The sequence below is a fragment of the Streptomyces sp. NPDC048257 genome, from assembly GCF_043201855.1.
Taxonomy (GTDB): domain Bacteria; phylum Actinomycetota; class Actinomycetes; order Streptomycetales; family Streptomycetaceae; genus Streptomyces.
In genome coordinates this window covers 322,552-347,029 of sequence record NZ_JBICZI010000004.1, presented here as the reverse complement: position 1 = coordinate 347,029, position 24,478 = coordinate 322,552, and the positions used below count along the sequence as shown (strand labels likewise).

General features: G+C 70.7%; 27 protein-coding genes and 3 pseudogenes. 17 read left to right on the top strand and 13 right to left on the bottom strand.

Annotation, left to right across the window (positions count from 1 at the left end):
• Positions 1 to 173 precede the first annotated feature (173 nt).
• The gene (locus tag ACGFZK_RS12145; protein ID WP_393848757.1) at positions 174 to 1,754 is read left to right on the top strand and encodes a Na+/H+ antiporter; all 1,581 of its coding nucleotides are present in this window, start codon (positions 174 to 176) and stop codon (positions 1,752 to 1,754) included.
• A 28-nt stretch (positions 1,755 to 1,782) separates the two neighbouring features.
• Here the strand turns inward: ACGFZK_RS12145 and ACGFZK_RS12140 are convergent, their stop codons facing one another.
• From ACGFZK_RS12140 to ACGFZK_RS12130, 3 genes and pseudogenes are all read right to left on the bottom strand, one after another.
• Positions 1,783 to 2,676 carry a 1-aminocyclopropane-1-carboxylate deaminase/D-cysteine desulfhydrase gene (locus ACGFZK_RS12140; RefSeq protein ID WP_393848756.1) on the bottom strand — a complete coding sequence of 298 codons (894 nt, stop codon included), beginning with the start codon at positions 2,674 to 2,676 and terminating at the stop codon, positions 1,783 to 1,785.
• Between the two features lie 28 nt (positions 2,677 to 2,704).
• Positions 2,705 to 3,295 (bottom strand): N-acetylmuramoyl-L-alanine amidase, encoded by a 591-nt coding sequence (locus ACGFZK_RS12135; protein ID WP_393848755.1) that lies wholly within the window; start codon positions 3,293 to 3,295, stop codon positions 2,705 to 2,707.
• A gap of 329 nt (positions 3,296 to 3,624) precedes the next feature.
• Positions 3,625 to 4,115 (bottom strand): annotated as a pseudogene (locus ACGFZK_RS12130) (RrF2 family transcriptional regulator).
• A 178-nt stretch (positions 4,116 to 4,293) separates the two neighbouring features.
• Between ACGFZK_RS12130 and ACGFZK_RS12125 the strand changes: the two are divergent.
• The 5 genes from ACGFZK_RS12125 to ACGFZK_RS12105 all read left to right on the top strand — a co-directional run bounded on the left by ACGFZK_RS12125 (position 4,294) and on the right by ACGFZK_RS12105 (position 8,488).
• Positions 4,294 to 5,700, top strand: coding sequence for a family 2B encapsulin nanocompartment shell protein (locus ACGFZK_RS12125; RefSeq protein WP_393848754.1), 1,407 nt, complete (start codon positions 4,294 to 4,296; stop codon positions 5,698 to 5,700).
• Complete coding sequence (locus ACGFZK_RS12120; protein WP_393848940.1) at positions 5,697 to 6,749, top strand: family 2 encapsulin nanocompartment cargo protein polyprenyl transferase; 1,053 nt, start codon at positions 5,697 to 5,699, stop codon at positions 6,747 to 6,749. Before ACGFZK_RS12125 ends, ACGFZK_RS12120 begins: the two co-directional genes overlap by 4 nt.
• A 152-nt stretch (positions 6,750 to 6,901) precedes the next feature.
• Positions 6,902 to 7,495, top strand: a complete 594-nt coding sequence (locus tag ACGFZK_RS12115) for a GNAT family N-acetyltransferase (protein WP_393848753.1) — start codon at positions 6,902 to 6,904, stop codon at positions 7,493 to 7,495.
• Positions 7,496 to 7,663: 168 nt separating this feature from the next.
• Positions 7,664 to 8,251 (top strand): dihydrofolate reductase family protein, encoded by a 588-nt coding sequence (locus ACGFZK_RS12110; RefSeq protein WP_393848752.1) that lies wholly within the window; start codon positions 7,664 to 7,666, stop codon positions 8,249 to 8,251.
• Between the two features lie 36 nt (positions 8,252 to 8,287).
• On the top strand, positions 8,288 to 8,488 hold the full coding sequence (locus tag ACGFZK_RS12105) for a hypothetical protein (RefSeq protein WP_393848751.1): 201 nt from the start codon (positions 8,288 to 8,290) through the stop codon (positions 8,486 to 8,488).
• Position 8,489: 1 nt separating this feature from the next.
• Here the strand turns inward: ACGFZK_RS12105 and snpA are convergent, their stop codons facing one another.
• Positions 8,490 to 9,158: a snapalysin gene (gene snpA / locus ACGFZK_RS12100; protein WP_393848750.1), complete on the bottom strand. Its 669-nt coding sequence runs from the start codon at positions 9,156 to 9,158 to the stop codon at positions 8,490 to 8,492.
• Positions 9,159 to 9,368: 210 nt separating this feature from the next.
• Between snpA and ACGFZK_RS12095 the strand changes: the two genes are divergently transcribed.
• Positions 9,369 to 10,304: a LysR family transcriptional regulator gene (locus ACGFZK_RS12095; protein WP_393848749.1), complete on the top strand. Its 936-nt coding sequence runs from the start codon at positions 9,369 to 9,371 to the stop codon at positions 10,302 to 10,304.
• A 17-nt stretch (positions 10,305 to 10,321) separates the two neighbouring features.
• Here ACGFZK_RS12095 and ACGFZK_RS12090 read toward each other — a convergent pair whose 3' ends face one another.
• Complete coding sequence (locus ACGFZK_RS12090) at positions 10,322 to 10,648, bottom strand: hypothetical protein (RefSeq protein WP_393848748.1); 327 nt, start codon at positions 10,646 to 10,648, stop codon at positions 10,322 to 10,324.
• Between the two features lie 326 nt (positions 10,649 to 10,974).
• Positions 10,975 to 11,157, bottom strand: a complete 183-nt coding sequence (locus ACGFZK_RS12085; RefSeq protein ID WP_393848747.1) for a hypothetical protein — start codon at positions 11,155 to 11,157, stop codon at positions 10,975 to 10,977.
• 90 nt (positions 11,158 to 11,247) lie between these two features.
• On the opposite strand from ACGFZK_RS12085, the gene ACGFZK_RS12080 reads away from it, so the two are divergent.
• The 3 genes from ACGFZK_RS12080 to ACGFZK_RS12070 all read left to right on the top strand — a co-directional run bounded on the left by ACGFZK_RS12080 (position 11,248) and on the right by ACGFZK_RS12070 (position 13,790).
• Positions 11,248 to 11,427, top strand: a complete 180-nt coding sequence (locus ACGFZK_RS12080; protein ID WP_393848746.1) for a hypothetical protein — start codon at positions 11,248 to 11,250, stop codon at positions 11,425 to 11,427.
• A 442-nt stretch (positions 11,428 to 11,869) separates the two neighbouring features.
• Entirely contained in the window at positions 11,870 to 12,823 is a 954-nt protein-coding gene (locus ACGFZK_RS12075; protein ID WP_393848745.1) for a DUF4097 domain-containing protein, read from the top strand.
• A gap of 1 nt (position 12,824) precedes the next feature.
• Complete coding sequence (locus ACGFZK_RS12070; RefSeq protein WP_393848744.1) at positions 12,825 to 13,790, top strand: helix-turn-helix transcriptional regulator; 966 nt, start codon at positions 12,825 to 12,827, stop codon at positions 13,788 to 13,790.
• Here ACGFZK_RS12070 and ACGFZK_RS12065 read toward each other — a convergent pair whose 3' ends face one another.
• The 4 genes from ACGFZK_RS12065 to ACGFZK_RS12050 all read right to left on the bottom strand — a co-directional run bounded on the left by ACGFZK_RS12065 (position 13,791) and on the right by ACGFZK_RS12050 (position 16,992).
• Positions 13,791 to 14,363: a Clp protease N-terminal domain-containing protein gene (locus ACGFZK_RS12065; protein ID WP_393848743.1), complete on the bottom strand. Its 573-nt coding sequence runs from the start codon at positions 14,361 to 14,363 to the stop codon at positions 13,791 to 13,793.
• The gene (locus tag ACGFZK_RS12060) at positions 14,363 to 14,572 is read right to left on the bottom strand and encodes a helix-turn-helix domain-containing protein (RefSeq protein ID WP_393848742.1); all 210 of its coding nucleotides are present in this window, start codon (positions 14,570 to 14,572) and stop codon (positions 14,363 to 14,365) included. The genes ACGFZK_RS12065 and ACGFZK_RS12060 overlap by 1 nt, the downstream gene beginning before the upstream one ends.
• A gap of 48 nt (positions 14,573 to 14,620) precedes the next feature.
• Positions 14,621 to 15,583: a zinc-binding dehydrogenase gene (locus ACGFZK_RS12055; protein ID WP_393848741.1), complete on the bottom strand. Its 963-nt coding sequence runs from the start codon at positions 15,581 to 15,583 to the stop codon at positions 14,621 to 14,623.
• Positions 15,584 to 15,789: 206 nt separating this feature from the next.
• Positions 15,790 to 16,992 carry an NADP-dependent malic enzyme gene (locus tag ACGFZK_RS12050; RefSeq protein WP_393848740.1) on the bottom strand — a complete coding sequence of 401 codons (1,203 nt, stop codon included), beginning with the start codon at positions 16,990 to 16,992 and terminating at the stop codon, positions 15,790 to 15,792.
• A 526-nt stretch (positions 16,993 to 17,518) separates the two neighbouring features.
• On the opposite strand from ACGFZK_RS12050, the gene ACGFZK_RS12045 reads away from it, so the two are divergent.
• Genes ACGFZK_RS12045 through ACGFZK_RS12035 form a run of 3 tightly spaced genes read left to right on the top strand, consistent with a single transcriptional unit; the run spans position 17,519 to position 20,226 of the window.
• Positions 17,519 to 18,481 (top strand): ABC transporter substrate-binding protein, encoded by a 963-nt coding sequence (locus tag ACGFZK_RS12045; RefSeq protein WP_393848739.1) that lies wholly within the window; start codon positions 17,519 to 17,521, stop codon positions 18,479 to 18,481.
• 39 nt (positions 18,482 to 18,520) lie between these two features.
• A complete protein-coding gene (locus ACGFZK_RS12040; RefSeq protein WP_393848738.1) occupies positions 18,521 to 19,462 on the top strand; it encodes an amino acid ABC transporter permease in 942 nt (313 codons plus the stop codon).
• Entirely contained in the window at positions 19,462 to 20,226 is a 765-nt protein-coding gene (locus ACGFZK_RS12035; RefSeq protein ID WP_393848737.1) for an amino acid ABC transporter ATP-binding protein, read from the top strand. The genes ACGFZK_RS12040 and ACGFZK_RS12035 overlap by 1 nt, the downstream gene beginning before the upstream one ends.
• A gap of 94 nt (positions 20,227 to 20,320) precedes the next feature.
• Here the strand turns inward: ACGFZK_RS12035 and ACGFZK_RS12030 are convergent.
• Positions 20,321 to 20,722, bottom strand: a pseudogene (locus tag ACGFZK_RS12030) (SAM-dependent methyltransferase); the annotation flags it as partial.
• A 283-nt stretch (positions 20,723 to 21,005) separates the two neighbouring features.
• On the opposite strand from ACGFZK_RS12030, the gene ACGFZK_RS12025 reads away from it, so the two are divergent.
• From ACGFZK_RS12025 to ACGFZK_RS12015, 3 genes and pseudogenes are all read left to right on the top strand, one after another.
• Entirely contained in the window at positions 21,006 to 21,338 is a 333-nt protein-coding gene (locus ACGFZK_RS12025) for a hypothetical protein (RefSeq protein WP_393848736.1), read from the top strand.
• A pseudogene (locus ACGFZK_RS12020) lies at positions 21,339 to 21,497 on the top strand (ATP-binding protein); the annotation flags it as partial.
• 204 nt (positions 21,498 to 21,701) lie between these two features.
• Positions 21,702 to 22,070 carry a hypothetical protein gene (locus ACGFZK_RS12015; protein WP_393848735.1) on the top strand — a complete coding sequence of 123 codons (369 nt, stop codon included), beginning with the start codon at positions 21,702 to 21,704 and terminating at the stop codon, positions 22,068 to 22,070.
• A 226-nt stretch (positions 22,071 to 22,296) separates the two neighbouring features.
• Here ACGFZK_RS12015 and ACGFZK_RS12010 read toward each other — a convergent pair whose 3' ends face one another.
• Positions 22,297 to 22,665, bottom strand: coding sequence for a hypothetical protein (locus ACGFZK_RS12010; protein ID WP_393848734.1), 369 nt, complete (start codon positions 22,663 to 22,665; stop codon positions 22,297 to 22,299).
• Between the two features lie 599 nt (positions 22,666 to 23,264).
• Entirely contained in the window at positions 23,265 to 23,717 is a 453-nt protein-coding gene (locus tag ACGFZK_RS12005) for an Lrp/AsnC family transcriptional regulator (RefSeq protein WP_393848733.1), read from the bottom strand.
• A 113-nt stretch (positions 23,718 to 23,830) separates the two neighbouring features.
• Here ACGFZK_RS12005 and ACGFZK_RS12000 point away from each other — a divergent pair, with 113 nt between their 5' ends.
• Positions 23,831 to 24,448, top strand: a complete 618-nt coding sequence (locus ACGFZK_RS12000) for a LysE family translocator (RefSeq protein ID WP_393848732.1) — start codon at positions 23,831 to 23,833, stop codon at positions 24,446 to 24,448.
• Positions 24,449 to 24,478: the final 30 nt, after the last annotated feature.

The following is a 24,478-nucleotide window of genomic DNA, read 5'->3' as shown; positions in this document are numbered from 1 at the left end:
GGGGGAACTGCGCGCACGGGCCGGAGCCGCGATGCAGCGGAGTGTCGTTGCGTCACGCTTTGACCGGAGCTTGATCTCGTACAGAATACGTTCCCGCCGTGTCGGTCATGAGGATCTCCTCTGTCAAGCGTGCGCGTTCGGGGCCGGCGGCCGACGATTGAGGTGGATCTTCGATGGAGGTATTGCCGCTGGTGGCGCTGGTCGCCGGCAGTGCGGCCGTCGCGGGGCTGGCGCGCCGGACCCCGGTGCCCGCGCCGCTGCTGCTGGTCGCGGCCGGGCTGCTGGCCGCGTACGTCCCGGGGGTGCCCGCGTACGCCCTCGACCCGCACATCGTGCTGCCGTTGCTGCTCCCGCCGCTGCTGCACACGGCCGCCGTGGACAGCTCGTACCTGGATCTGCGCGCCAACATCCGGCCCATCGCGATGCTGTCGGTGGGCTACGTGCTCTTCGCGACGCTCGCCGTCGGGTACGCGGCGTACCTGCTGGTGCCGGGGCTCTCCGTACCGGTGGCCCTGGTGCTGGGCGCGGTGATCGCCCCGCCGGACGCGGTGGCCGCGACCGCGATCGCCCGCAAACTCCGGCTGCCGAACCGGATCACGACCATCTTGCAGGGTGAGTCCCTGGTCAACGACGCCACCGCGATCACCGCCTACAAGGTGGCGCTGGCGGCGGCGGTCGGGGTGAGCGCCGGCTGGGCGGGCGGCATCGCGGAGTTCCTGCTGGCCTCGGTGGGCGGGATCGGCGTGGGCCTGCTGCTGATGGTGCCGATCCACCAGCTGCGCACCCGGCTGAAGGAGCCCCTGCTCCAGAACACCCTCTCGCTGCTGATCCCCTTCGTGGCGTACGCGGCCGCCGAACGGGTGCACGCCTCCGGGGTGCTGGCGGTGGTCGTGGTCGCCCTGTACCTCGGGCACCGCAACTGGCAGGTCGACTTCGCCACCCGGCTCCAGGAGGAGGCGGTGTGGAAGGTGGTCGCCTTCGTGCTGGAGTCGGTGGTCTTCGCGCTGATCGGGCTCCAGCTGCCCGTGGTCCTCAAGGGGCTGGGGGAGTACCAGGGCCTGCACGCGGCCTGGTACGCGATCGCCGTGTTCCTCGCGGTGGTGGTGGCCCGGTTCCTGTGGGTGTTCCCGGCGACCTTCGTACCGCGCTGGGTGTCACGGCGGATCCGGACGCGGGAGCCGGAGACGGACTGGAAGGCCCCGGTGATCGTGGGGTGGGCCGGGATGCGGGGCGTGGTCTCGCTGGCCATCGCCTTCTCCGTGCCGATCTCGGTGCCGCACCGGAACCTGATCCTCTTCCTGACCTTCACCACCGTCATCGGGACGCTGGTGGTGCAGGGACTGACGCTGCCGCCGCTCATCCGGGCGCTGAAGCTGCCGCCGAAGGACGTCCAGGCCGAGACCCTGGCGGAGGCGCAGGCGCAGAGCGAGGCCTCGCGGGCGGCGGAGGAACGGCTCGCGGAGCTGCTGGCGGAACCGGAGAACAGCACGCTGCCGCCACCGCTGGCGGACCGGCTGCGGACGGTGCTGGAGCGCCGGCGCAACGCGGTGTGGGAGCGGCTGGGCGAGATCAACCCGGTGACGGGGGAGTCGGCCGACGACGTCTACCGGCGGCTCGCACGGGAGATGATCGAGTCCGAGCGGGAGGTCTTCGTGACGCTGCGGGACAGGCGGCGCATCGACGACGAGATGCTGCGGGCACTGCTGCGCAGGCTGGACCTGGAGGAGGCGGCGGCCTACCGCGAGGAGGGCTGAGCGGACGGGGCCCACGGCGCCCGCGGTGCTACGGCCGCCCCGTGACGACGGCGGCGAGGGTCGTGCCGCGCGGGAAGGCCCCGGACACGGTGAGTTCGGCGAGGGCCCACAGCAGCTTGGCCACGTAGATCCGCTCCACCGGGAGGCCGTGGCGGGACCCGAAGTCGGCGGCGAAGGCCTCCAGCGGGTCCGGGACCCGGGCGTAGCCGCCGTGGTGGAAGCCCTCGGCCAGGGTCCAGTCGCCGGCCGGGCCCCCGAAGGCGGCCGCCTGGAGGGAACGTATCTCCGCGGCCAGGAAATCGCCCGCCAGCACCGGAACCCCGAGAGCCCGCTGCCCGGGGGCCAGACCGGCCGCCAGGCCCGCCAGGGTGCCGCCGGTGCCGCAGGCCACCGCCACCACGTCGGCGGCGCCGCGCAGTTCACGGCCGAGCTCGGCGCAGCCGTGCAGGGCGAGGGCGTTGCTGCCGCCCTCGGGGACCACGTACGCGCCGCTCGCGCCCGCCACGTCCAGCAGCCGTGCCAGCTGCTGCGGCTCGGCCTTGCGGCGGTATTCCGAGCGGGGTACGAAGTGCAGCCGCATGCCGTCGGCGGCGCACCGGGCGAGGGACTCGTTCAGCGGCCGCCCGGCCAGCTCGTCCCCGCGCACGATGCCGACGGTCCCCAGCCCGAGCAGCCGCCCGGCGGCGGCGGTGGCCCGCAGGTGGTTGGAGTACGCCCCGCCGAAGGTGACGAGGCGGTCGTGCCCCGCGTCCACGGCGGCCCGGAGATTGGGCGCGAGCTTGCGCCACTTGTTGCCGGGCAGCTCCGGATGGACGAGGTCGTCCCGCTTGAGCAGCAGCCGTACGCCGTGAGCCGCGAACCGTTCGTCCGCCGTCTCGACGAGCGGAGACGGCGGGCGCGGCTGCAGTTCGGGGTGGGTCACCAAGCCATTGTCCCTGGTGGGGGCCCGATTACTTCAGGCGCTCGCCGACGCGGTTGCGCAGGGAGTCCATCGTGAAGCCCCTGGGGTCGACCTTGCCGGGCTGCCATTCGCGGTGGCCGATCACCGAACGGGCCGTCCAGCGGTGGATCCGGCAGACGGCCGCCGCGGCGCGGGCGATGGCGTCGATCTGGACCGCCGGCCAGGGGTCCTCGCCGTCGCCGAGGTTCTCGCACTCGAAGCCGTAGAAGTGGCGGTTGCCGTCGGTGTCCGTCTCGTTGTCCGGCGGGAGCCGCTTCTCCGCGATCACCGCCGCCAGGACGTCGGAGTCGCCGGCGCCGGCGTGGTTGGCGCGGCCGTAGCCCACGAGGTGGACGCGGCCGTCCTTGGCGATCACGCCGTGGCACAGGGGGCCGGGCAGGGCGCTGTGACCCTCGCGGCAGAGCTCGACGGTGGACGCGGTGCCGCGCGTGACCGTGTGGTGGATCATCACCCCGTGCACGGGCCCCCAGGGGCCCTTGTGGTTGCGGTTGTGGGTGCGCCAGGCGCCGACTTCGACGACGGTCAGACCCTCGTTCCGCAGCGCGTTGATGAAACGGTCCGCGGACATGGGTGCGGCCATGGCCGCCTCCTTCGTTGCGGTGCGCGACGGACACCCTCTGTGTCCGTCTCGTCACCCTCCGGTTTAGTGGAGGTGACCCTTCCGCGGCTAGTGCTTTCGCACGCCGAGCGAGCCGATCCGGCCAGAGGGCAGGCAGATGCGAGCCACAGGGCCGGGCCGAAGACCTCGTGGGGGATGTCGGCGGCCGGGCCGTGCACCCGCTTGACGGTGATCGCGCGGACCGCCGAGCCGTGGAGGACCGCCGGGATGCGGACTTTTGTTCGAACTCCCGCTGGGATCGGTCACGGGGGTGGGGCGGACAGCGGTAATCGGCCATCCGGCCCGGTGGATCAAGGGCTGGTGGACCCGGTCGGGGCCCTGCTCGAAAGGCCCAGCAGGAGCGGTCCGGTCGGGGACGCCACCAGGTCGTTCACCGTCAGCGGGTCCAGCGCGGCGAAGAAGGCCTCCTGGGCCCGGCGCAGGCGCCGCGCAGGACGCAGGCGCCGCGCAGCGGGCAGGGGGCGGTGCCCTCGCAGTCCACGACGCCGCCCTCGCCCTCCAGTTCGCGCACCACCGCGCCGACCGGCGCGGCGCGCCCGGCGGTGGTCAGGGCGAGCCCGCCGCCGCGGCCGCGCCGCGCCTCGACCAGGCCGAGGTGCTGCAGCCTGGCGACCACTTTGGCCGTGTGCGTGGAGGGGACCTCGATGGTCGCCGCCACGTCACGGGTGGTGGGGAGGTCCGTTTCCTCGACGGTCAGGCGCATCGGGACGCGCAGCGCCAGGTCGGTGACTCGGGTCAGCCTCGGGGGGTCACCGTAGGGAAATGTGCATCCCGGATGCATGTGAGGCCGAAATCGATGGGTGCCCATGGGGCTTGAGGGGCTCGTGGGGCGGGGGTTGACCCCAAAGAGTGCCCCACCCCCGGACCGAGTAGTCCCACCCTTTTGTGTAATGGTCCGACCACGTTCCGTGCTGAAAGGCTGCATCCGCAGATCCATGGAGTGATCGAAGGGGAAAGACATGTCGGTCCAGGCAGGTTCCGAGTCCGAGGCCCAGACACCGCAGCGCAGTCTGGGGACGACGGCCGCACGGAACTTGGCAACCACGACCAAGTCCGCGCCGCAGATGCAGGAGATCACCTCGCGGTGGCTGCTGAAGATGCTGCCGTGGGTGTCGGTGCAGGGCGGCACGTACCGCGTCAACCGCAGGCTCAGCTACTCGGTCGGCAACGGTGTCGTGGAGTTCATCAAGACCGGCACCCAGGTCCAGGTGATCCCGGCCGAGCTCGGTGAGCTCCCGCTGCTGCGCGACTACGAGGACCTCGACGTCCTCGGCGAACTCGCCCAGCGGTGCCGGCAGATCGATTTCGAAGCCGGCCAGGAGCTGACCTCCTTCGGCAGCCCGGCCGACCGGGTCTTCCTGCTCGCCCACGGCCGTATCGACCAGATCGGCCCCGGCCCCTACGGGGAGGACGCCGTCCTGCGGACCGTCGCCCACGGCGCGTACTTCGGCGACGACTCCCTCGTCGATGAAGAATCGATTTGGGAGTACACCGCCCGTGCCGCCACCTCCGGCACCGTGCTCGCCCTCACCCGGCAGGACTTCCAGCTCCTCGCCGACCGCGTCGAGTCGCTGCGCGAGCACGTGGAGAGCCTGCGGACCCAGCCCGACCGGCAGACCAACAAGTACGGCGAGGCCGCGATCGAGCTCTCCGCCGGCCACCAGGGCGAGGCCGTCCTCCCCGGCACCTTCGTGGACTACGAGGCCCGGCCGCGCGAGTACGAACTCTCCATTGCACAAACGGTCCTGCGGGTGCACAGCCGCGTCGCCGACCTCTACAACCACCCGATGAACCAGACCGAGCAGCAGTTGCGGCTCACGGTCGAGGCGCTGCGCGAGCGCCAGGAGCACGAGATGCTCAACAACCGCGACTTCGGCCTGCTCCACAACGCCGACTACGACCAGCGCATCCAGCCGCACGACGGCGCACCCGGCCCCGACGACATGGACCAGCTGCTCAGCATGCGGCGCGGCTCCAAGCTGTTCCTGGCGCACCCCAAGGCGATCGCCGCCTTCGGCCGCGAGTGCAACAAGCGCGGGATCTACCCCGAGTCGGTGGAGATCGGCGGCAACCGGGTGCCGGCCTGGCGCGGGGTGCCGATCTTCCCGAGCAACAAGATCCCGATCAGCGACGCCCGCACCACGTCCATCCTGTGCATGCGCACCGGCGAGGACGAGCAGGGCGTGATCGGCCTGCACCAGCCGGGCATCCCGGACGAGATCGAGCCGAGCCTGTCGGTCCGCTTCATGGGGATCAGCGAGCAGGCGATCATCTCGTACCTGGTCACCGCCTACTTCTCGGCCGCGGTGCTGGTGCCGGACGCGCTCGGCGTGCTGGAGAACGTCGAGATCGGCCGCTGGCGCTGACCGTGGTCAACACCATCGCGACCGGCGAGGCCCAGGAGGCCGCGGCCCTCCTGGAACGGACGAGAGAAACGGTTGACCCGCAGCTGCGCCGCGCGGTCGAGAGCCTGCCGGGTTCGATGCGGCGCGTGGCGATGTACCACTTCGGCTGGGAGGACGAGGACGGCAAACCCGCCGCGGGCGGGGCCGGGAAGGCCATCCGGCCGGCCCTGGTGCTGGCCTCGGCCCAGGCCCTGCGCGGTCCCGGGGCGGGGCCGCCCGACGAGGAGGTCCGGGCGGCGGCGGCCGTGGAGCTGGCGCACAACTTCACGCTGCTGCACGACGACATCATCGACAACGACGTCCGGCGGCGCGGCCGGGCCACGGCCTGGACCGTCTTCGGGACGCCGGACGCCATCATCACGGGTGACGCGATGATGGCGCTCGCGCTGCGGCTGCTCGCGGAGGACCCGCATCCGGCCGCCGCGGCGGCCTCCGGCCGGCTCGCGGCCTGCATCATCGAGCTGTGCGCGGGCCAGCAGGCGGACTGCGCCTTCGAGCGGCGCCCGCACGTCTCGCTCGACGAGTGCCTGTCCATGGCCACGGCCAAGACCGGGGCGCTACTGGGCTGCGCGTGCGCGCTGGGCGCCCTGTACGCGGGGGCGGGGCCGGACGAGGTCGACGCGATGGACGCGTTCGGACGGGAGGCCGGGCTGGCCTTCCAGCTGATCGACGACCTGATCGGCATCTGGGGGGATCCGGGGCACACCGGCAAGCCCGCCGGGGCCGACCTGATCGCCCGCAAGAAGTCCCTCCCCGTCGTGGCCGCCCTCACCTCGGGCACCGGGGCGGGGGAGGAGCTGGCCGCGCTCTACGCGGGCCCCATGGCCGGGGACGACGTACGCAGGGCCGCCGACGCGGTGGACCGGGCCGGCGGGCGCGACTGGGCGCAGGCCCATGCCGCGGACCGGATGGGGCGGGCCGTGCAGCAGCTGTCCCGGGCCGTTCCGGACCTGGCGGCGGCGGGCGGGCTGCTGGCACTCGCGGAGTTCGTGACGCGCCGTACGAAGTGAGTGCGGGGGAGCCCGTGCGAAGGCTGCGCGGAGCCCGCGCGACGGCGAGGCCCGTTCCGGTACCGCATGGTGCCGGAACGGGCCTTACCGCATTCCTGCGCCAACTCTAGGATCACTCGCGGTTGTTGACGCGCGAGTGAAGGGTGTGGCCAGTGGCACTGGAGATACGTCAGGCGGATCGGTCGGACCGGGACGCGGTGGCGCGGCTGCTCGACGAGGCCTTCCGCAGCGACCCGGTGAGCAGCTGGGTCTTCCCGGATCCGGACCACCGGGCCGCGGTGCACGGGAAGTTCCTGGGCGTCTTCGTGGACGTGGCGCTGGAAGAGGGCCGGATCGACTACGCCGTGGACGGCTCGGCGGCCGCGCTCTGGATGCGGATCCCGGCCGGCGTCCCGGAGGGTGAGGACGAGGTTCCGGCGCGGATGCGGGCCGTGGCGGACCCCGACAACGAACGGTGCGAGCTGGTCGGCCGCCTCACCGGTGCGGTGCACCCGACGGCCGAGGAGCACGAGTACCTGCTGATGATCGCGGTGGCCCCGGGCCGGCAGGGGCAGGGGCTGGGCAGCGAGCTGATCGGGCCGGTGCTGGAGCGCTGCGACCGCGAGGGCGTGCCGGCGTACCTGGAGGCGAGCAGCGAGCGCAGCCGAGGGCTGTACGAGCGGCTCGGCTGGGAGTTCACGGGGGAGGCGGTACGGCTTCCCGGGGGCCCGCTGATGTGGCCGATGTGGCGCAAGCCGCGCGGCTAGGGAATCTTGCCGATCGGGCCGGGCTCGCGGCGGTCCGGCCCGATCGACAAGACACCCCCTGGGCCGGGGCGAAACGAATCCTCGCGCGGGCTTGCGTAACCACTGCAGTCGAAGTACTTTATGCGACGTGCCCCGGTGCGGTGGCACTGTCCAGTGGAAGAGAATCGCTTGCGCAAGCTCACGTACTTCATCGCCACGTCCGTCGACGGGTTCATCGGTGCCCCGGACGGCGACGGCGAGTTCTTCTACAGCCACCTCGACGCCGAGTTCGTCGGCTTCCTCGCGGCCGAATACCCCGAGACCATCTCGGCCCAGGGGCGCGCCCACCTCGGGATCGCCGACGCCGCGCCCAAGCGCTTCGACGCGGTGATCATGGGGCGCCACACCTACGAGCCGGGCCTCAAGCAGGGCATGACCAGCCCCTACGGCCACCTGCCCGAGCAGTACGTCGTCTCGCGCTCCCTCACCACCCCGCCGGACCCGCAGGTCCAGCTGATCAGCGGGGACCTGGCGGCACGGGTCCGCGAGCTCAAGGCCCGGGACGGTCTCGGCATCTGGCTCTGCGGCGGAGCGGACCTCGCCACCCAGCTGATCGACGAGATCGACGAGATCATCGTCAAGACCTACCCCCTCGCCGTCGGCACCGGCATGCCGATGTCGCGGGCCGGCTTCGGGGTGCGCCCCCTGGAGCTCACCGGCGTCAAGACCTTCGGCGGCGGCCAGATCGTCAGCTCGTACGCCGTCCGCAACGGCTGACCCGCCGAACGCACGGAACCGGCCTACCGTGGAGGTATGGCCGGTGAGCAGCAGCACGAACACGAGACGGTGGCCCCGCAGGCCGGGCACGAACAGCAGGCGTGCCCGGCGTGCGGGCGCCGCGTCGACACGGTGGTCAGACGGCGCAAGTCCCTCGGGATCTTCATTCCGGTGTGGGGCCGGGGTCCCTGCCGGAACCCCGACTGCCACGATTTCAAGGAGCCCGACGGGCGCTGACTCAGCCCTTGGCGGCGAGATCCTTCGCGCCGAGGCCCGAGGCGAAGCCGTTGGCCCAGAGCTGGTTCACCCGTGCCCGCTCGGCGGAGTTCGGGTTGGCGTTCGTGCACGAGGTGCCCGGGCCGCCGCCCGACATCAGCTCGCTGCAGGGGCCCGAGTAGTGGTCCGGCAGACCCAGCACGTGGCCGGTCTCGTGCGCGGTCACCCGGGTGGAGTTGTACTGCTGGTTCTGCCGGTAGTCGAGGAAGATGTAGCCCCGTCCGTGCCCGTCCGTGCTCGCGTACGAGCCACGTGAGTCGTTGCCCTCGCGGTACGAGAAGTTCCCGCCCGAGGACACCTCCTGCAGCTTGACGTTGGACACCGAGCTGTTCCAGATCTGCGTGGAGCGGGCTATCTGGGAGCGGAAGCTCGGGGCGCTGCGGGTGTTGTACGTGACGGTCACGGCCAGGACGCCGGGGTTCGCGGCGCGCTGCTCGGCGACCGAGCGCTGCACGGCCTCGAAGAAGGCACGGTTGGCCGCCTCGTTCTCCGGCGAACGCTCGTACGCGGCGAAGCTCGCGGCGTTTGCGGCCGGGGCGGGTGCGGCGGTGGCGGTGGGGACGACACCAAGGGTGGCGGCGAGGCCGAGGCCGACGGTCGTGGCCAGCATGGCCTTACGGGAGTGGCGCATGTGGGGGAGCTCCTACTCGTCCGGTGCGGTGGGGGGTGGTCGTTCGGTACCGGAGTCTGCGGGAGCGGAAGTGCCCGGCGGATGATGTCACTCACCGATAGCGCGGGCCTATCGGGAAGATTTCGACAATCCAACTAGCGTGAGAATGGCGGGATTCGGGGGGCTATAGGTGGCTGGTGCGGTCCGTAGGGACCGGCCTACCCTCGGGGCATGGAGCTTGAGGTCAGGCACCTGCGCGCCCTGTGCGCCATCGCCGACGCCGGAAGCCTGCACAAGGCCGCCCGGCAACTCGGCGTGAGCCAGCCCTCCCTGACGACCCAGCTGCGCCGCATCGAACGGGCCCTCGACGGCGAGCTGTTCCTGCGCGAGCGCACCGGCTGCCGGCCCACCCCCTTCGGCCGGACCGTGCTGGGCCGGGCCCGCCCCCTGCTCGCCGAGATGGCCGCACTGGTGGCGGAGGCCCGCGAACTGGCCCACGCCTCGCGGCTGCGCATCGGCTCCACCGCCAGCAGCGCGCTGCCGGGATGGCTGCGGCGGATCCACCGGCGGCTCCCGGACACCGAGACCTCGCTGGTGGTGGACGTCTCCGCCAACGCGCTGCTCAGGATGGTCGCCGCGGGACAGCTGGACGTGGCGTTCGTGCACGAGGTGGAGGGCAGCCCGCTACGGGTGCCGCCCGGTCTGCAGCTGCACGTGCTCATGGAGCGGGAGCCGCAGTTCGTGTCGATGTCCCGGGATCATCCGGCCGCCGGGCAGGCGGTGGTCTCCTTAGGGGACCTGGCCGCCGACCGCTGGATGGTCGACCCCTCGGTCGACGGCGAGTGGGACGGCCTGCGCAGGGTCTTCGCCGGGGCCGGGCTCGACCCGCCGGTGCTGCACGCCGACTACCACACGGCGACCTCGCTGATCATCTCCGGCGAGGCGGTCGCCCCCTGCCAGCCGACCTCCGGGCCGCGCGAGGACATGGCGATCCGGCCGCTGTCGGGGGACCCCCTCGCCGTGCGGCTGCTGCTGGCGACCCGGCCGGGCGCCCACGCGGAGGTGTACGAGGACCTGCGCGCGGCCTATCGCGAAGCCGCCCTGCGCACACCCCCGTACCGGGCCTGGCTCCACCACCACGCGAGCCCGCTGCTGGAGGTGGCGTAGGCCGTCCCCGCGGCGGCTCAGTTCCGCGCGCGGGCCCGGTCGTAGGCCAGCGACACGGCCCCCTGCGCCGGCACGGCCGCGCCGGCCGCCACCTGGGCCGCGCCCGGCAGCCTGGCCCGAGGGTCCAGCGGGCTCGCCTCCACCGCGTCGAGTTCGGCGCGTACCGCGTCGCGCCAGCCGGACCACTCCACCGTCTCGACGCCGGGCGCCACCCGGGCCGCGGCCCGCAGCCGGTCGGCCGACTCGCCCGGGGCCGGCCCGGCGGGCAGGAAGGCCAGTCCGGCGCGCGTCGGCAGGCCGACCAGGGAGAGCAGCCGGGCCTCCCGTCGGCGGCGGGTCGTCATCGGTGTGGGTGAGGCGCTCCAGGTCCGCAAGGTCGAGGACGGGATCCAGGCCGAGCCGCGCCGGCAGGGCCCGCAGGGCGTCGGGCTCGCCGGCCGGGCCCCCGGCCGCGTTCCACGCGCAGGGCGGTGCGCCGGAAGCCGCTGGACAGGGCGAAGCCGGTCCGGCCGCCCTCCCCCCACAGGTTCGGCCGGCCGGGCGGTGCCCCTCGCGATCGCCGAGCCCCAGCCGGTCGGGGACGACGCTGTGGACGGTCACGCAATTCCCCAGCCCGACGGTCACGTACTTCCCCAGGTGGTCGTGGTGGGGCCGCCTGGTGGGTCGTGGGTCAGTCCCACCAGAGCACGACGAGCAGGTGGCGCTCGGCTGCGTCGAGGTAGAAGGTGCGCAAGGCGTTGAAGTGCTCCAGCAGGTACGCCCGCAGACCGCCGGTGATGGGGCCGCCCATCTGGCCGATCAAGGATTCGGCGTCACGCTCGTCGGCCGGCAGGGCGGCGAGAAGGACGGGCATGTCGATCTGGCCAAGCAGTTCGCAGACGCGCGCCACTTCAGAGACGCCCAGGCCGGTGGGGGCGGCCGCGAAGGGGGCTATGGCGTGTGGGTGAGTGTTGAGGAAGCCCAGGTCAAGAGCAGTGTCGCCGCCGGTGGCCCGGCGCAGAGCATCGAGATGGACCTCTTCGAGTCCGGCCACCTCGCCGACGCGTTCCAGCAGCGCTGGTGCCCAGTCCAGGTCCAGGACGTCATACGCCGGTGGATCCCACTGGGGATCGCGGTCCGCTGACGCGGCGGCGGACTGACGGCATGCGGCGAGATACCCCCTCGGGGATGCGGGCGAGCTGCTGAGTAACGGCCATGACGGCAGTATCCCTGCCGCGTCCACCGGATTTCGGCTGCAGGCTCGGAGGCGCCCACGGTCGCCGCCCCCTTGGGGACTCGCGACCGCCGGGGTGGGGAATTACGTGACGCGCAGATCCCGAAGCCTGGGGAGATACGTGACCGCTCCCGCACGCTCCATCCACCCGCCGGGGCGAGCAGCAGGCGTACGCGCAACAGGTGTGCCGGGGGTCGGACGGCACGGGGTTCGGCGCGGCCGAGCAGCAGTCCACCGGTCGTTTCGAGAGGGCGCTTGACTTCCCCCGACCGCGATATATCGTGTTAACAGAAGACGCGATATGTTGCGTGCGTCGAGCCCGGTCCGTGAACGCACGAGGAGGATCAGCACCATGGCAGAGCAGTCGCCCCAGCCGTCGCCGTCGCCGTCACCGTCGACCCGGCACGTCGCCGAACCGCAGAAGATCACCTTCGACGAGCCGGTGACCGAGCTCCGCGTCCGCATCGTGAGCGGCACGGTGAACGTGGTCGCCGCCGAGGAGGGCCCGGCCCGCCTTGAGGTCACCGAGGTCGACGGGCCGCCGCTGTACGTCGTGCAGGACGGCGGCACGCTGACGGTCTCCTACGAGGACCTGCCCTGGAACGGCTCGCAGGGCCTCAGGAGGTGGTTCGAGTCCAAGCCCTGGAAGGCCTGGTCCGCTTCGGCCTCCGGCCGCAAGGCCTGGGAGCGCCGCGCCGCGATCACCCTCGCCGTCCCCGCGGCCACCGAAGTCCACGTGGCCACGGTCGACGCCGCCTCCTTCGTCTCCGGCATCTCCGGAGCCACCGACGTCCACGGGGTCTCCGGCGACGCCACGCTGGTCGGCCTGTCCGGCCGGGTCAAGGCGAACACCGTGTCCGGCAGCGTGGAGGCCCAGTCCGTCACCGGCGAGCTCGGCTTCCACTCGGTCTCCGGCGGCCTGACGGTGGTCGACGGCGCGGGCGTGAGCGTACGGGCCGACTCGGTCAGCGGCGACATGCTCATCGACCTGGACCCCGGCCCGGAGGCCGCCCGCCCCGTGGACATCGCGTTGAACTCCGTCTCCGGACAGGTCGCCATCCGCCTTCCGCACCCCGCCGATGCCCGCGTGGAGGCCAACACCGCCACCGGCCGCGTCTCCAACGCCTTCGAGGACCTGCGGGTCTCCGGCCAGCTGGGCGCCAAGCGGATCACCGGAACCCTCGGCTCCGGCGCGGGGACCCTGCGCGCCACCACCGTCTCGGGCTCGATCGCACTGCTGCGCCGCCCGCAGGCCGACGCCGACACCCCCGCCGCCCCCCTCGCGCTCGACAAGAAGGTGCTCTGACATGCCGCCCGTCTTCGCCCACGGCCGTCTCCGCCTCTACCTCCTCAAGCTGCTGGACGAGGCCCCGCGCCACGGGTACGAGGTGATCCGCCTGCTGGAGGAGCGCTTCCAGGGCCTCTACGCGCCCTCCGCGGGCACCGTGTACCCGCGGCTGGCGAAGCTGGAGGCCGAGGGGCTGGTCACGCACGCCACCGAGGGCGGGCGCAAGGTGTACTCCATCACCGAGGCGGGCCGCGCCGAGTTGGCCGACCGCGGCGGTGAACTCGCCGACCTGGAGCTGGAGATCCGCGACTCGGTCACCGAACTCGCCGCGGAGATCCGCAGCGAGGTCCGGGGCGCAGCCGGCGACCTGCGGCGCGAGATGCGGGCGGCGGCCTCCGCGTCGGCGACCCGGGTCGAGGACGAGTCCTGGAACACGGCCAAGGAGGAGCTGCGCAAGGCGCGGGCCGAGTGGAAGGAACAGGCTCGCCGGGCGAAGGACGAGAGCCGCCGCGCCCGTGAGGAGGCGCAGCAGGCCCGCCGCCAGGCCAAGGAGGCCCAGGAGCGGGCCCGCGAAGAGGTCCAGCGCATCGCGGGCCAGCTGCAGGAGCAGTTCGCCAAGTCGGGCGGCGTCCTGGGCAGCCTGGCCGGCGCCTGGCTCGGCGGCGGTACGCCGGCCACGCCCCCGGAGGGGGCCGCGGGGGGCGCGGAGCCCCGTACGGCCACGGGTGCGGCGGCGGACAACTCGGCGGCCAAGGCGGCAGATACGGCGGCGGCAGACGCGGCGGCGGCAGCGGACTGGGCCGCGGACCTGACGCCCGCCGGCGACCCGGCACGTGACCTGGACCGGCTGCTCGACCGCTTCCGCGACGAGGTGCGCGACGCGGCGCGCGACCACGGGGTCACCCCGGCCCGGCTCGCGGAGGCCCGGGCCCACCTGGCCGCGGCGGCGGTGCGCCTGCGGGGCGCCCTCCACCCCGGCGGCTGATCAGGCGGCGAGGCCCGTCTCGGCCGTGCTGTAGGTGATGCCGTGGTCCGTCAGGACCTCGGAGACCGTGCCGGGGCGGGAGAGCAGGGCGAGCAGCAGGTGCAGGGTGCTGATATGTCCGTCCTTGCGGCCCAGGGCGATGCGCAGGGACTGCTCCAGCACCTTCTTCGAACCCTCGGTGAAGGGGACGTGGGAGCTGCCGGTGCGGTCGTCCGCGCCCTCGCGCCCGAGGGCGGAGCGGAGCGAGGCGCCCAGGGTCCGCCTGCGGGGTGCCGGAGCCGCGAGTGCGCCTTCGCCGTGGGTCTCCTCGATGCGGGAGACGATCTCGGTGAGGTCGATCCCCAGACCGGCCAGTGCCTCCTCGTCCGCCCTGGACATCCCACCCCGGCGGCGGGCCGCCGTGAGGTCGGCGGTCACCGCCGCGCGGTCCACGCCCAGCGGGTCCAGGGCGCCCAGGGCCAGCAGGGAGAGCAGCAGGTGTTCCTCGGTGACGGTGGCGGCCCCGGCCTGCCGGGCCTCGGCCACCGCCCCGGTCACGGTCGACCGGGCGTCGCGGGTGAAGCGTTCGAACATCAGAGCCTCCCGTATTTCTTGTGCACGGCCTGCCGGCTGACGCTCAGCTCGGCCGCGATCTCCTGCCAGGACCACCCCTGCGCGCGGGCACTGCGTACCTGTACGGCCTCCAGCTGCTCCAGCAGCCTCCGGAGGGCGGCCACGGCACGCAGGCCCACGCGCGGGTCACGGTCACCGGCCCGCTCGGCGAGATCAGTGGCTTCGGTCATGCATGTCAATGTAGGTTGACGCGGGAGGTTCGTCAACCCCAGTTGACATCAGGGGGTGAGGACGATCTTGCCGAAGAGATCGCCCGACGCGAGCTTCTCGAACCCCTCGCGCGCCCGGTCCAGCGGCAGCACCTCGTCGATGACCGGCCGCAGCCCGGTGCTCGCGCAGAAGGCCAGCAGGTCCTCCAGTTCGTCCTTCGAGCCCATGGTCGAGCCGACCACCTTCAGCTCCAGGAAGAAGATCCGGGTCAGCTCGGCGTGTGCCGGGCGGTCGCCGCTCGTGGCGCCGGAGATCACCAGGGTGCCGCCCGGGCGCAGGGACTTCACCGAGTGGGACCACGTGGCGGCGCCGACCGTCTCGATCACCGCGTCCACCCGATGGGGCAGCCGCGCGCCCGGCTCGTACGCCTCCACCGCGCCCAGCTCCACGGCCCGCTTGCGCTTGGCCTCGTCCCGGCTCGTCGCGAAGACCCGCAGGCCGGCCGCCTTGCCGAGGGCGATCGCGGCGGTCGCGACACCGCCGCCCGCGCCCTGCACCAGGACGGAGTCGCCCGGGCGGACCCCGGCGTTGGTGAACAGCATCCGGTACGCCGTCAGCCAGGCCGTCGGCAGGCAGGCGGCCTCCTCGAAGGTCAGCTCGGCGGGCTTGCGCAGCACGTTCCAGGCGGGGACGGTCACCTGCTCGGCGAAGGTCCCCTGGTAGCGCTCGGTCAGGATCGAGCGGGGCTCGTCCGGGCCGACCCCGTGGCCGCTCTGGCCGATCACGGAGTGCAGGACGACCTCGTTGCCGTCCTGGTCGATCCCGGCGGCGTCGCAGCCGAGGATCATCGGGAGTCTTTCCTCGCCGAGGCCCACCCCGCGCAGCGACCACAGGTCGTGGTGGTTGAGGGAGGCGGCCTTGACGTTCACGGTCACCCAGCCGGGCCGGGCCTCGGGAGCCGGGCGGTCGCCCAGCTCAAGGCCGTTCAGCGGCTGGTCACGGTCGATTCGGGCGGCGTAGGCAGCGAACATGCCGCGACGCTACCGCTCGGTAGGGCAGGGTTCCAGCCTTCCGGCGACCGTGGCCGTGAGGTCTTCGTCGCACCGGCCGCAGCGGGCCGCGGGGCGGGCGGCACCGGGCCGCACCGGGCTGCGCCGGGCGGGCGGCGCGGGGGAACGGCAGAGGCCCGGCCGGAGTGGATCCGGTCGGGCCTCTCGCGTACTGCTCAGATCAGCGGTCAGACCAGGCGGGCCACGCCGTCGGCCTTCGCCGCGGCGGCGACGGCCGACGCGACGGCCTCGGCGACGCGCTCGTCGAACGGCGACGGGATCACGTAGTCGGCGGCGAGCTCGTCACCCACGACACCGGCGATGGCGTCGGCGGCGGCGATCTTCATGCCCTCGGTGATCCGGGTGGCGCGCACCTTGAGGGCGCCCGCGAAGATGCCCGGGAACGCCAGCACGTTGTTGATCTGGTTCGGGAAGTCCGAGCGGCCCGTGGCCACGACCGCCGCGTACTTGTGCGCGACGTCCGGGTGGACCTCCGGGTTCGGGTTGGCCATGGCGAAGACGAAGGCGTCCTTCGCCATCGAGGCCACCGCCTCCTCCGGGACCGTACCGCCGGAGACGCCGATGAAGACGTCCGCGCCGTTCAGCGCGGTTTCCAGGGAGCCGGTCTGGCCGGTCTTGTTCGTCAGGCCCGCGATCTCCGCCTTGACGTCCGTCAGGTCGGAGCGGTCCGCGGACACGACGCCCTTGCGGTCGGTGACGCAGACGTCACCGATGCCCGCGTCCACCAGGATCTTGGCGATGGCGATACCGGCCGCGCCCGCACCCGAGATCACGGCGCGCAGGTCGCCGAGGGTGCGACCCGTCAGCTTCGCGGCGTTGCGCAGCGCGGCGAGCGTCACGATGGCCGTGCCGTGCTGGTCGTCGTGGAAGATCGGGATGTCCAGCGCCTCCTGGAGGCGCCGCTCGATCTCGAAGCAGCGGGGGGCGGAGATGTCCTCCAGGTTGACCCCGCCGAAGGACGGAGCGAGACGGATGACCGTCTCGATGATCTCGTCCGTGTCCTTGGTGGCGAGCGCGATCGGAACCGCGTCCACGCCACCGAACTGCTTGAAGAGAATGGCCTTGCCCTCCATGACGGGGAGGGAGGCCTCGGGACCGATGTCACCGAGTCCGAGCACGGCCGTACCGTCGGTGACGACGGCGACCACGTTGGACTTCCAGGTGTACTCGTTCACCAGCTCCGGCTGCTCGGCGATGGCACTGCACACCTTCGCCACGCCGGGCGTGTACGCGAGGGAGAGGTCATCCTTGTTGGTGACCGGCACTGTGGCCTGGATGGCCATCTTGCCGCCCCGGTGCAGCGCGAACACCGCGTCCGGGTTGTTGTCCGTGACGCTGTCACTGCGAGGGTTGAAGATTTCCGCTGCCACTTCGTGTGACCCCTTAAGTCCTTTGAATCGTTGAGGGTGGCCACTCCTGGTTAAGGGGTGGGCGGGCACCGCGTCCGTACTCCGCGTCAACGGTTGGCCCGTCTCCGCGAAGGGGAGGTTCGTACGCGCGGGCGCGCCGCACGCGCGCCCTGAGCCCCGGATGAGGGGTGTAAGGATCTGTTCTACCCGAAGAACGCTCGCCCAGACGAGTCGATTCCCGCTCAACTGTAGGCCCCCTGCCCGGCTTTTGGTGAAAAGTCCAAACCTTGCTGTCCGGCAGGCGAGACGCTCCGTAGAAACTGCGGCGAAAACAGCAGGTCACAGCAGTATCTGCGGCCTCGAACCCCCTTCCCCGCAGTCCTGTTGGGCTACCCCCACCGCCCGTTATGCGATTTTGACCTGACGGGCACCCTGAATGTCTCAGTCCGAATGGCAAGATGCCGTAATCACACAAGGTCGCGACACTCGATGGTGCGTGCCCGACCGTTTTTCGATGCTTTTCCACCAGCGCCGGAGGAACCAAGCCATGACCGCTAGCACCACCCGTCGTACGACCGCCGCACGGTCCCGGATCGCCGCGGTCGGCGCGATCGCGGTTGCCGGCGCCCTGATCCTCACCGGCTGTGGTGACCAGACCGACAAGGCTTCCAGCACCCCGTCGGGCGCGGCGAACAACAGCAGCGCGCCGCTCTTCTCCAAGCTCCCGAAGAAGATCCAGGACGCTGGTGTGATCAAGGTCGGCACGGACGCCACCTACGCGCCGATGGAGTTCACCGAGGGTGGCAAGATCGTCGGCGTCGACCCCGACGTGGCGGCGGCCCTGAGCAAGCAGCTCGGCGTGCAGTTCAAGTTCGAGTCCGGCACCTTCGACACCCTGATCGGCAGCATGCAGACGGGTCGCAGCGACCTGGTCATGTCCTCGCTCACCGACACCAAGGCCCGTCAGGAGGGCCTGGACGACAAGGGCGCCAAGACCGGTGCCGGTGTCGACTTCGTCGACTACTTCTCCGCCTCGACCGGCATCCTGGTCAAGAAGGGCAACCCCCAGGGCATCAAGACCCTCGACGACCTGTGCGGCAAGACGGTCGCCGTGCAGCGCGGCACCACGTACGAGGAGTCCGCCAAGACCCAGGCCGAGAAGTGCAAGACGGACGGCAAGGGCGAGCTCAAGATCGAGTCCTTCCCGACCGACGCCGAGGCCCAGACCCGCGTGAAGGCCGGCGGTGCCGCCGCCGACCTGAACGACTCCCCGGTCGCCGCGTACATCGCGCAGACCGCCGGCGGCGGCAACGACTTCGAGGCCATCGCCAACCCGACCGACGCCGGCCTCTTCGGCATCGCGGTGGACAAGAAGAACACCGAGCTGCGCGACGCGCTCAAGGAAGCCCTCGACGCCGTCATCAAGGACGGCTCGTACAAGGCCGCCCTGGACAAGTGGAACGCGGGCTCCGGCGCCGTGACCGAGGCCAAGATCAACGCCGGTTCCTGACCTCCGCGTACCACCGCAGCACACTGAAGGGCAGTCACTGTGACTGACAAGCTCGACAAGGTCCCGGGCCCGGCGGAAACCCCGTCGGCCGGGGCCGTACCCCCCGAGGCGATCCGCGCCATCCCGGTCCGCCACTACGGTCGCTGGATCAGCGCCGTGGTCGTCATCGGCCTGGTCGTGGCGCTCGCGATGGCCTTCTCGCAGGGCAACGTGCGCTGGGCGACCGTGCCGGAGAAGCTGTTCGACCCCACCGTCCTGCGTGGTGTCGGCAACACGATCTGGATCAGCGTCGCCTCGATGGCCCTGGGCCTGGTGCTCGGTGTCCTCTTCGCCGTCATGCGCCTCTCGAAGAACCCGGTGACCAGCACCATCGCCTGGTTCTACATCTGGCTGTTCCGCGGCACCCCGGTGTACGTGCAGCTCCTCATCTGGTTCAACCTCGCCCTGATCTTCCCGATCCTGAACCTCGGGTTCTACAAGGACGAGATGACCCAGGTCATGACCCCCTTCCTGGCCGCCCTGCTGGGTCTGGGCCTCAACGAGGGCGCGTACATGGCGGAGATCGTCCGGGCCGGCATCCAGTCGGTCGACGAGGGCCAGACCGAGGCCTCGCACGCGCTCGGCATGACCCGGCTGCAGACCATGCGCCGTGTCGTCCTGCCGCAGGCCATGCGGGTGATCGTGCCGCCGTCGGGCAACGAGTTCATCAACATGCTCAAGACCTCGTCGCTCGTCGTGGCCGTGCAGTACTTCGACCTGCTGCGCGCGGCCCAGGACATCGCGTCCACGTCGTTCGCGGTGATGGAGATGTTCTTCGTCGCGTCGATCTGGTACCTCGCCCTGACCAGCGTGTTCAGCGTCGGCCAGTACTACCTGGAGCGCCGCTACGCCCGCGGTGCGCTCCGCTCGCTGCCGCCCACGCCGTTGCAGAAGATCAAGGCGAAACTGTCCAGCTTCTCGAACCGCAAGGCGGTGGCCTGATGACGACTGCCATGGTGAAGGCCGAGGGCGTCCACAAGTCCTACGGTGCGGCGCACATCCTCAAGGGCATCGACCTGGAGGTCGCCCCGCGTGAGGTCTTCTGTCTGGTCGGCCCGTCCGGCTCCGGCAAGTCGACCTTCCTGCGGTGCATCAACCACCTGGAGCAGGTCAACGCCGGACGGCTGTACGTCGACGGGAACCTCGTCGGCTACCGCCAGAAGGGCGACAAGCTCTACGAGCTGAAGGACAGCGAGGTCGCGGCCCAGCGCCGGGACATCGGCATGGTCTTCCAGCGCTTCAACCTCTTCCCGCACATGACGGCCATCGAGAACGTCATGGAAGCCCCGGTCATGGTCAAGGGCGAGTCGAAGGCGGTGGCGCGCGAGCGCGCCGTCAAGCTCCTGGACCGCGTCGGCCTCGGCGACAAGGGCGGGAACTACCCCACCCAGCTCTCCGGCGGGCAGCAGCAGCGCGTGGCGATCGCTCGCGCGCTGGCCATGGAGCCGAAGCTGATGCTCTTCGACGAGCCGACCTCGGCGCTCGACCCGGAGCTGGTGGGTGACGTCCTGGACGTCATGCGGGACCTGGCCGAGTCGGGCATGACCATGATCGTGGTCACCCACGAGATGGGCTTCGCCCGCGAGGTCGGCGACAACCTCGTCTTCATGGACGGCGGCGTCGTCGTCGAGTCGGGCCACCCCCGCGAGGTCCTGGGCAACCCCCAGCACGACCGCACCAAGGCATTCCTGTCCAAGGTGCTGTAGTTCCACCACGCACCGGCGGACGGTGAGGGGCGGTACGGGATTCCCGTACCGCCCCTCCGTCGCGTTCCCTCTTGCTTCCGCTTTCTGCTTCTTCCTACTTCAGCCCTAGGACCAGCGCGTCCGAGGGGGAGCGCCAGACCGTACGGGCCTCCGCGAAGCCCGCGGCGCGCAGGGTCTCGGCGTGCCAGGCCGCGGAGGGGGTGTCGCCGTCCGCGTGCTCGCCGTAGATCGCGAAGCGCTGCCTCACCTGCTCGGCCAGCGCCGGATCGGCGCCGCCAGGGCCCACCACTCGCGCCAGTCCACCGCCCCGGGCCGCCTTGGCCCGGTCCATGGCGGCGTGCCGGTGGGCGTGCTCGGCGGCGTCGATGCGCGGGGTGGCCGGGTCGGGCATGTGGTCGGCGTTCATGAACACCCCGCCCGGGGCCACCAGCGGGGCGAGCTACCCGTACACGGCCGCCTGCTCCTTGCTCGGCAGCCAGTGCAGGGCGGTGGCCGTCGGGAGATCCCGCACAACGCACATGCGTGCGGGAAGCGAGATCGCGCAAGATGAACCGCATGATCACGAGTGAGTACGACGGATGCGGAAAGTGCCTGGTGGGGGTACGTCGCCTCTCTCGCCTGAAGGACTCGACCAACAGCCCCGAGAAGCAGTTGGACCAGGTGCTCAGCGCCGTTGCCGCCGTGGGGGGCCGCGTCATCGCGTGGGCCGACGACCGGGAAGTCTCGGGCGCCGCTGACCCGATGGCGCGCCGCAGCTCGGCCCCTGGCTGCGGGACGAGATGGGCCCGTACGACGGGATCACCGGCTCAGCCGTCGACCGGATCGGCCGTAACCAGAGGGACGTACTGAACACGGCCTACACGGTCCACGAGTCCGGCCGTCTGCTGATCACGTACGGTCACGAGGGTCCGTGGAACCTGGACGACCCCAACGACGAGATGCGCTGGTCCATGGAGTCCTTCGGGGCCCGGATGGAGCTGCGTGCCATCCGGAAGCGCAACCGGGCGAGACCAAGCGTGCCCGTTCCGCCGGACAGCCCAAGCAGAAGAACCGGTACGGGTACCAGTTCGTCCGCCTGCACCCCGCGGCCAAGGTCGATCACGTCGAGGTGATCCTCTGGAGGCTGGACCAAGACCTTCACCGATCCCCGGCTCTGCGCGGCCATCGTGGACCGGCTCACGTTCGGCGGCAACATCATCGAGACCGGAACCGATTCCTACCGCCTGGCCGTCACGCGGGCCCGCGCCGAAGCTGCGGCAGCGGCGAGTTGACGCAGCATTGGGGTCGGGTCGGGACAAGCTCGGGCCCGGACACCCGCCCGACTTCAGGAACCGCCGCAAAGCCGCACGTCACGAGGGTCGGCTTGATCCTCGCCACCGGCGAGGCATACATCCGTCCGATCGATGAGGGCAGGCGACCGAAGCACGTGGGATAACCCATCGCCCGATGACACCGTCACCAGGCAAGATGCCACCATGAAGGACCTACCTCACGGCCTGCCGCCAGCAAACTCGCGGAAGTGGCACAGTCGCCGATGGTGGGACCAATTGGGATACCTGCGGGCGCGATCATTGGCGAACCCGAACTGGTCTCGAGACATACCGTGGCTGATCAAGTGGTTCCGGCGCGAGCGTTCAACCGCGCTTCCAGAAGACCTTGCCCTCTATGACCAGGCCATCAACGCAGCTCAGGACTATGCGCAAAGCCCCCTCGACTCGGCGGAAGCTGAACGCGCATGGGACCGCGTGCTCGAACCGATCGACGAGTTGCTCACACGGCGGCAGGCGCGACACCTGGACAACGTCCGTCGGGCTCGCGCCGGACAAGGTGATCTCAGTACCTGATGCTGTCGCTGGCCCCCGCGACTCAACGGCGAGGTTCCTTCCCGCCCCGACCGAGATCCGTCGAAACGGCCGCTCACAAAGATCCAAAGTGGAGTCACTTCCCACATTCAGATCTTGCTCCTGACACCCCTAAGCGGAGTCAGAGCTGACCTACCACTGGAGTCAGTTGTCACTGACGCAGCCACGCGAGGATTTCGGGGCCGTCCGCGTCCAGTTCTGATCTGACCTACCCATCCGCAATTGGGAAATAGATGCGCAAAGTCCTGATTTCAATGGTGTCTTTCTCCGGTCCAACCAAGAAGTCACTGGAATCCTGCGACACTTCGGTTTCGGTGACAACCGGTACCACCACGCCGTCCGGCTCCTCCTCGACTACTTTAAGTACAAGCACGTTCGGCTTCGGGTTGAATCCTGGATTGTCGGTCTCTAGGCGCAACTTGAAGCCCGCGGAAGGGCAGGAGAGCCGCCCCGTGACAGTAACCTTCCGCCGGCCATCGCTGCGCAAGGCTGCTACAGCCGTGAAATTCTCCGATTTCAGCTCGCACTGAATTTTCTCTTCCGGGGTGTGAAGCGGGTTTTCTTCTGTGGCGCTCATGGGCGCTCCCTGGGTGGGTTAGGTGCTGGGCGCATTTCGTTGTCTGGGCAACCGTTTGAGCCCCAACGCCAGCCGATCTCAGTGATGGCAGTCGTGATGAGTCGGAGCAACTTCCGCATCAAGTTCACCGATCAACCTCGTAATGACGCCTCGGCGGTCATGGACGAGGGGCCGGTGAAGGGGTCGGTTATCCGAAGTGCTTCCAGTGTGTGCCGGTGTCCCTCCCGTTGCCACACGTAGCCCGAACGTCCACGGGACTCGCATCGACTTCTACTGCGGACTCGCCCCATTCGGCGGGAAGGCCGCAGCCCGTCCGGCGGGAAATCACCGAACGGGCCACGCAGCTGCAGGGCAAGCTCGACGGGCTTGCCACGGTGACCGCCAACCTCTACCACGAGAACCTCGGTTTCAAGGAGCAGGTAAACCGCAAGCGCCACGGCCGAGTCGCTGTCCTGCCAGCCGCTGGCCCCCGGATGGAGTGATCTCCCGAACCGCCGAGCCGATGCCGCACGACGAACCGCGACCGATCTGGGAAATTCCCTGGCCACCAGCTCGAATGTGCGCAATAGCTGGCCCTGCTATCCCGTGCGCCGGGATGGCTACTCGGGCAGCGGGCGGTCGTGGACGACGTTCTTCATGACGAGAGTGGAGGTCAGGCGCTGGACTCCCGGCAGCCTAGCCAGCTGCTGGTCGTAGAGCTGCTGGAAGGCGGTCAGGTCGGCGGTGGCGACGCGCAGGAGGTAGTCGGGTTCGCCGAACAGGCGCTGGGCCTGGATCACGTGCGGGACTGCGGCCACGGCCTCCTCGAAGGCGGAGACGGTGTCGCGGTCCTCCCAGCGCAGGGTGGCGAAGACCAGGGCTTCGAAGTCCAGGCCGACGGCGGCCGCGTCCACGACGGCGCGGTAGCCGCGGATCGCGCCCGTCTTCTCGAGATCGCGCAGGCGCCGGTGGCACGGCGAGACGCTCAGTCCCACGCGGGCGGCCAGCTCGGTCACCGTCAGACGGCCGTCCAGCTGCAGCTCGGTAAGAATTCTCCGATCAAGGGCATCCATGGAGAAGATTCTCCCTCACTTGTCTAATAATCGAGGGAAATACAGAAACACCTTCGGACGATCTCCACCTAATCTTCCCTCTCAGAGCAAAGAAGCATGAGAGGGATCGATCCATGGATACGACGACGGTGGCGGCTTTCCTGGTAGTGGATCTGCTGCTGGTGTTCACGCCGGGCGCGGACTGGGCCTACGCGATCTCGGCGGGCCTGCGAGGCAGGTCGGTCGTCCCGGCGGTCGCCGGGCTGATAGCCGGATACGCGGGATACACGCTGCTCGCCGTGGCCGGCCTGGTGGTGATCGTGGCAAGCTCGGCGACCGTACTCACCGCGCTGACCGTCGCCGGGGCCGCCTACCTGATGTGGCTGGGCTGTGGCGTCCTGCGCCGGCCGGCGGTCCTGGGCGCGTCCACGGAGACCATGGCTTCCTCGTCCGGGCAGATCATGCTCAAGGGAGCCGGGATCAGCGGCCTGAACCCCAAGGCGCTGTTGCTGTACTTCTCGCTGTTCCCGCAGTTCATCGACCCCGCGAGCGGCTGGCCCGTCGCCGCGCAGACCGGGCTTCTCGGCACACTCCACATGACCGCCTGCGCCCTCGTCTACCTCGCCGTCGGCGTGCTGGCCCGCACCGTGCTGAAAACCCGGCCTTCGGCCGCCCGGGCCGTCACCCGCGCCTCCGGTGCCATGATGATCGTCATCGGCGGGTTCCTGCTGGTGGAACGCCTGGTCGGCTGACGAACCGCCCCACCCGCCACCGAGCGTGAT

Bases quoted from the DNA above. Each gene is read 5' to 3' on its own strand.
- ACGFZK_RS12085 (WP_393848747.1), bottom strand. From the start codon at position 11,157: ATGCCCGTCCTTCTCGCCGCCCTGCCGGCCGACGAGCGTGACGCCGAA.
- ACGFZK_RS12000 (WP_393848732.1), top strand. From the start codon at position 23,831: ATGGATACGACGACGGTGGCGGCTTTCCTGGTAGTGGATCTGCTGCTG.
- ACGFZK_RS12055 (WP_393848741.1), bottom strand. From the start codon at position 15,583: ATGTTCGCTGCCTACGCCGCCCGAATCGACCGTGACCAGCCGCTGAAC.
- ACGFZK_RS12145 (WP_393848757.1), top strand. From the start codon at position 174: ATGGAGGTATTGCCGCTGGTGGCGCTGGTCGCCGGCAGTGCGGCCGTC.
- ACGFZK_RS12125 (WP_393848754.1), top strand. From the start codon at position 4,294: ATGTCGGTCCAGGCAGGTTCCGAGTCCGAGGCCCAGACACCGCAGCGC.
- ACGFZK_RS12025 (WP_393848736.1), top strand. From the start codon at position 21,006: ATGGGCCCGTACGACGGGATCACCGGCTCAGCCGTCGACCGGATCGGC.
- snpA (WP_393848750.1), bottom strand. From the start codon at position 9,158: ATGCGCCACTCCCGTAAGGCCATGCTGGCCACGACCGTCGGCCTCGGC.
- ACGFZK_RS12070 (WP_393848744.1), top strand. From the start codon at position 12,825: ATGCCGCCCGTCTTCGCCCACGGCCGTCTCCGCCTCTACCTCCTCAAG.
- ACGFZK_RS12010 (WP_393848734.1), bottom strand. From the start codon at position 22,665: ATGAGCGCCACAGAAGAAAACCCGCTTCACACCCCGGAAGAGAAAATT.
- ACGFZK_RS12045 (WP_393848739.1), top strand. From the start codon at position 17,519: ATGACCGCTAGCACCACCCGTCGTACGACCGCCGCACGGTCCCGGATC.
- ACGFZK_RS12060 (WP_393848742.1), bottom strand. From the start codon at position 14,572: ATGACCGAAGCCACTGATCTCGCCGAGCGGGCCGGTGACCGTGACCCG.
- ACGFZK_RS12095 (WP_393848749.1), top strand. From the start codon at position 9,369: ATGGAGCTTGAGGTCAGGCACCTGCGCGCCCTGTGCGCCATCGCCGAC.
- ACGFZK_RS12035 (WP_393848737.1), top strand. From the start codon at position 19,462: ATGACGACTGCCATGGTGAAGGCCGAGGGCGTCCACAAGTCCTACGGT.
- ACGFZK_RS12075 (WP_393848745.1), top strand. From the start codon at position 11,870: ATGGCAGAGCAGTCGCCCCAGCCGTCGCCGTCGCCGTCACCGTCGACC.
- ACGFZK_RS12105 (WP_393848751.1), top strand. From the start codon at position 8,288: ATGGCCGGTGAGCAGCAGCACGAACACGAGACGGTGGCCCCGCAGGCC.
- ACGFZK_RS12090 (WP_393848748.1), bottom strand. From the start codon at position 10,648: ATGACGACCCGCCGCCGACGGGAGGCCCGGCTGCTCTCCCTGGTCGGC.
- ACGFZK_RS12065 (WP_393848743.1), bottom strand. From the start codon at position 14,363: ATGTTCGAACGCTTCACCCGCGACGCCCGGTCGACCGTGACCGGGGCG.
- ACGFZK_RS12135 (WP_393848755.1), bottom strand. From the start codon at position 3,295: ATGGCCGCACCCATGTCCGCGGACCGTTTCATCAACGCGCTGCGGAAC.
- ACGFZK_RS12015 (WP_393848735.1), top strand. From the start codon at position 21,702: ATGAAGGACCTACCTCACGGCCTGCCGCCAGCAAACTCGCGGAAGTGG.
- ACGFZK_RS12005 (WP_393848733.1), bottom strand. From the start codon at position 23,717: ATGGATGCCCTTGATCGGAGAATTCTTACCGAGCTGCAGCTGGACGGC.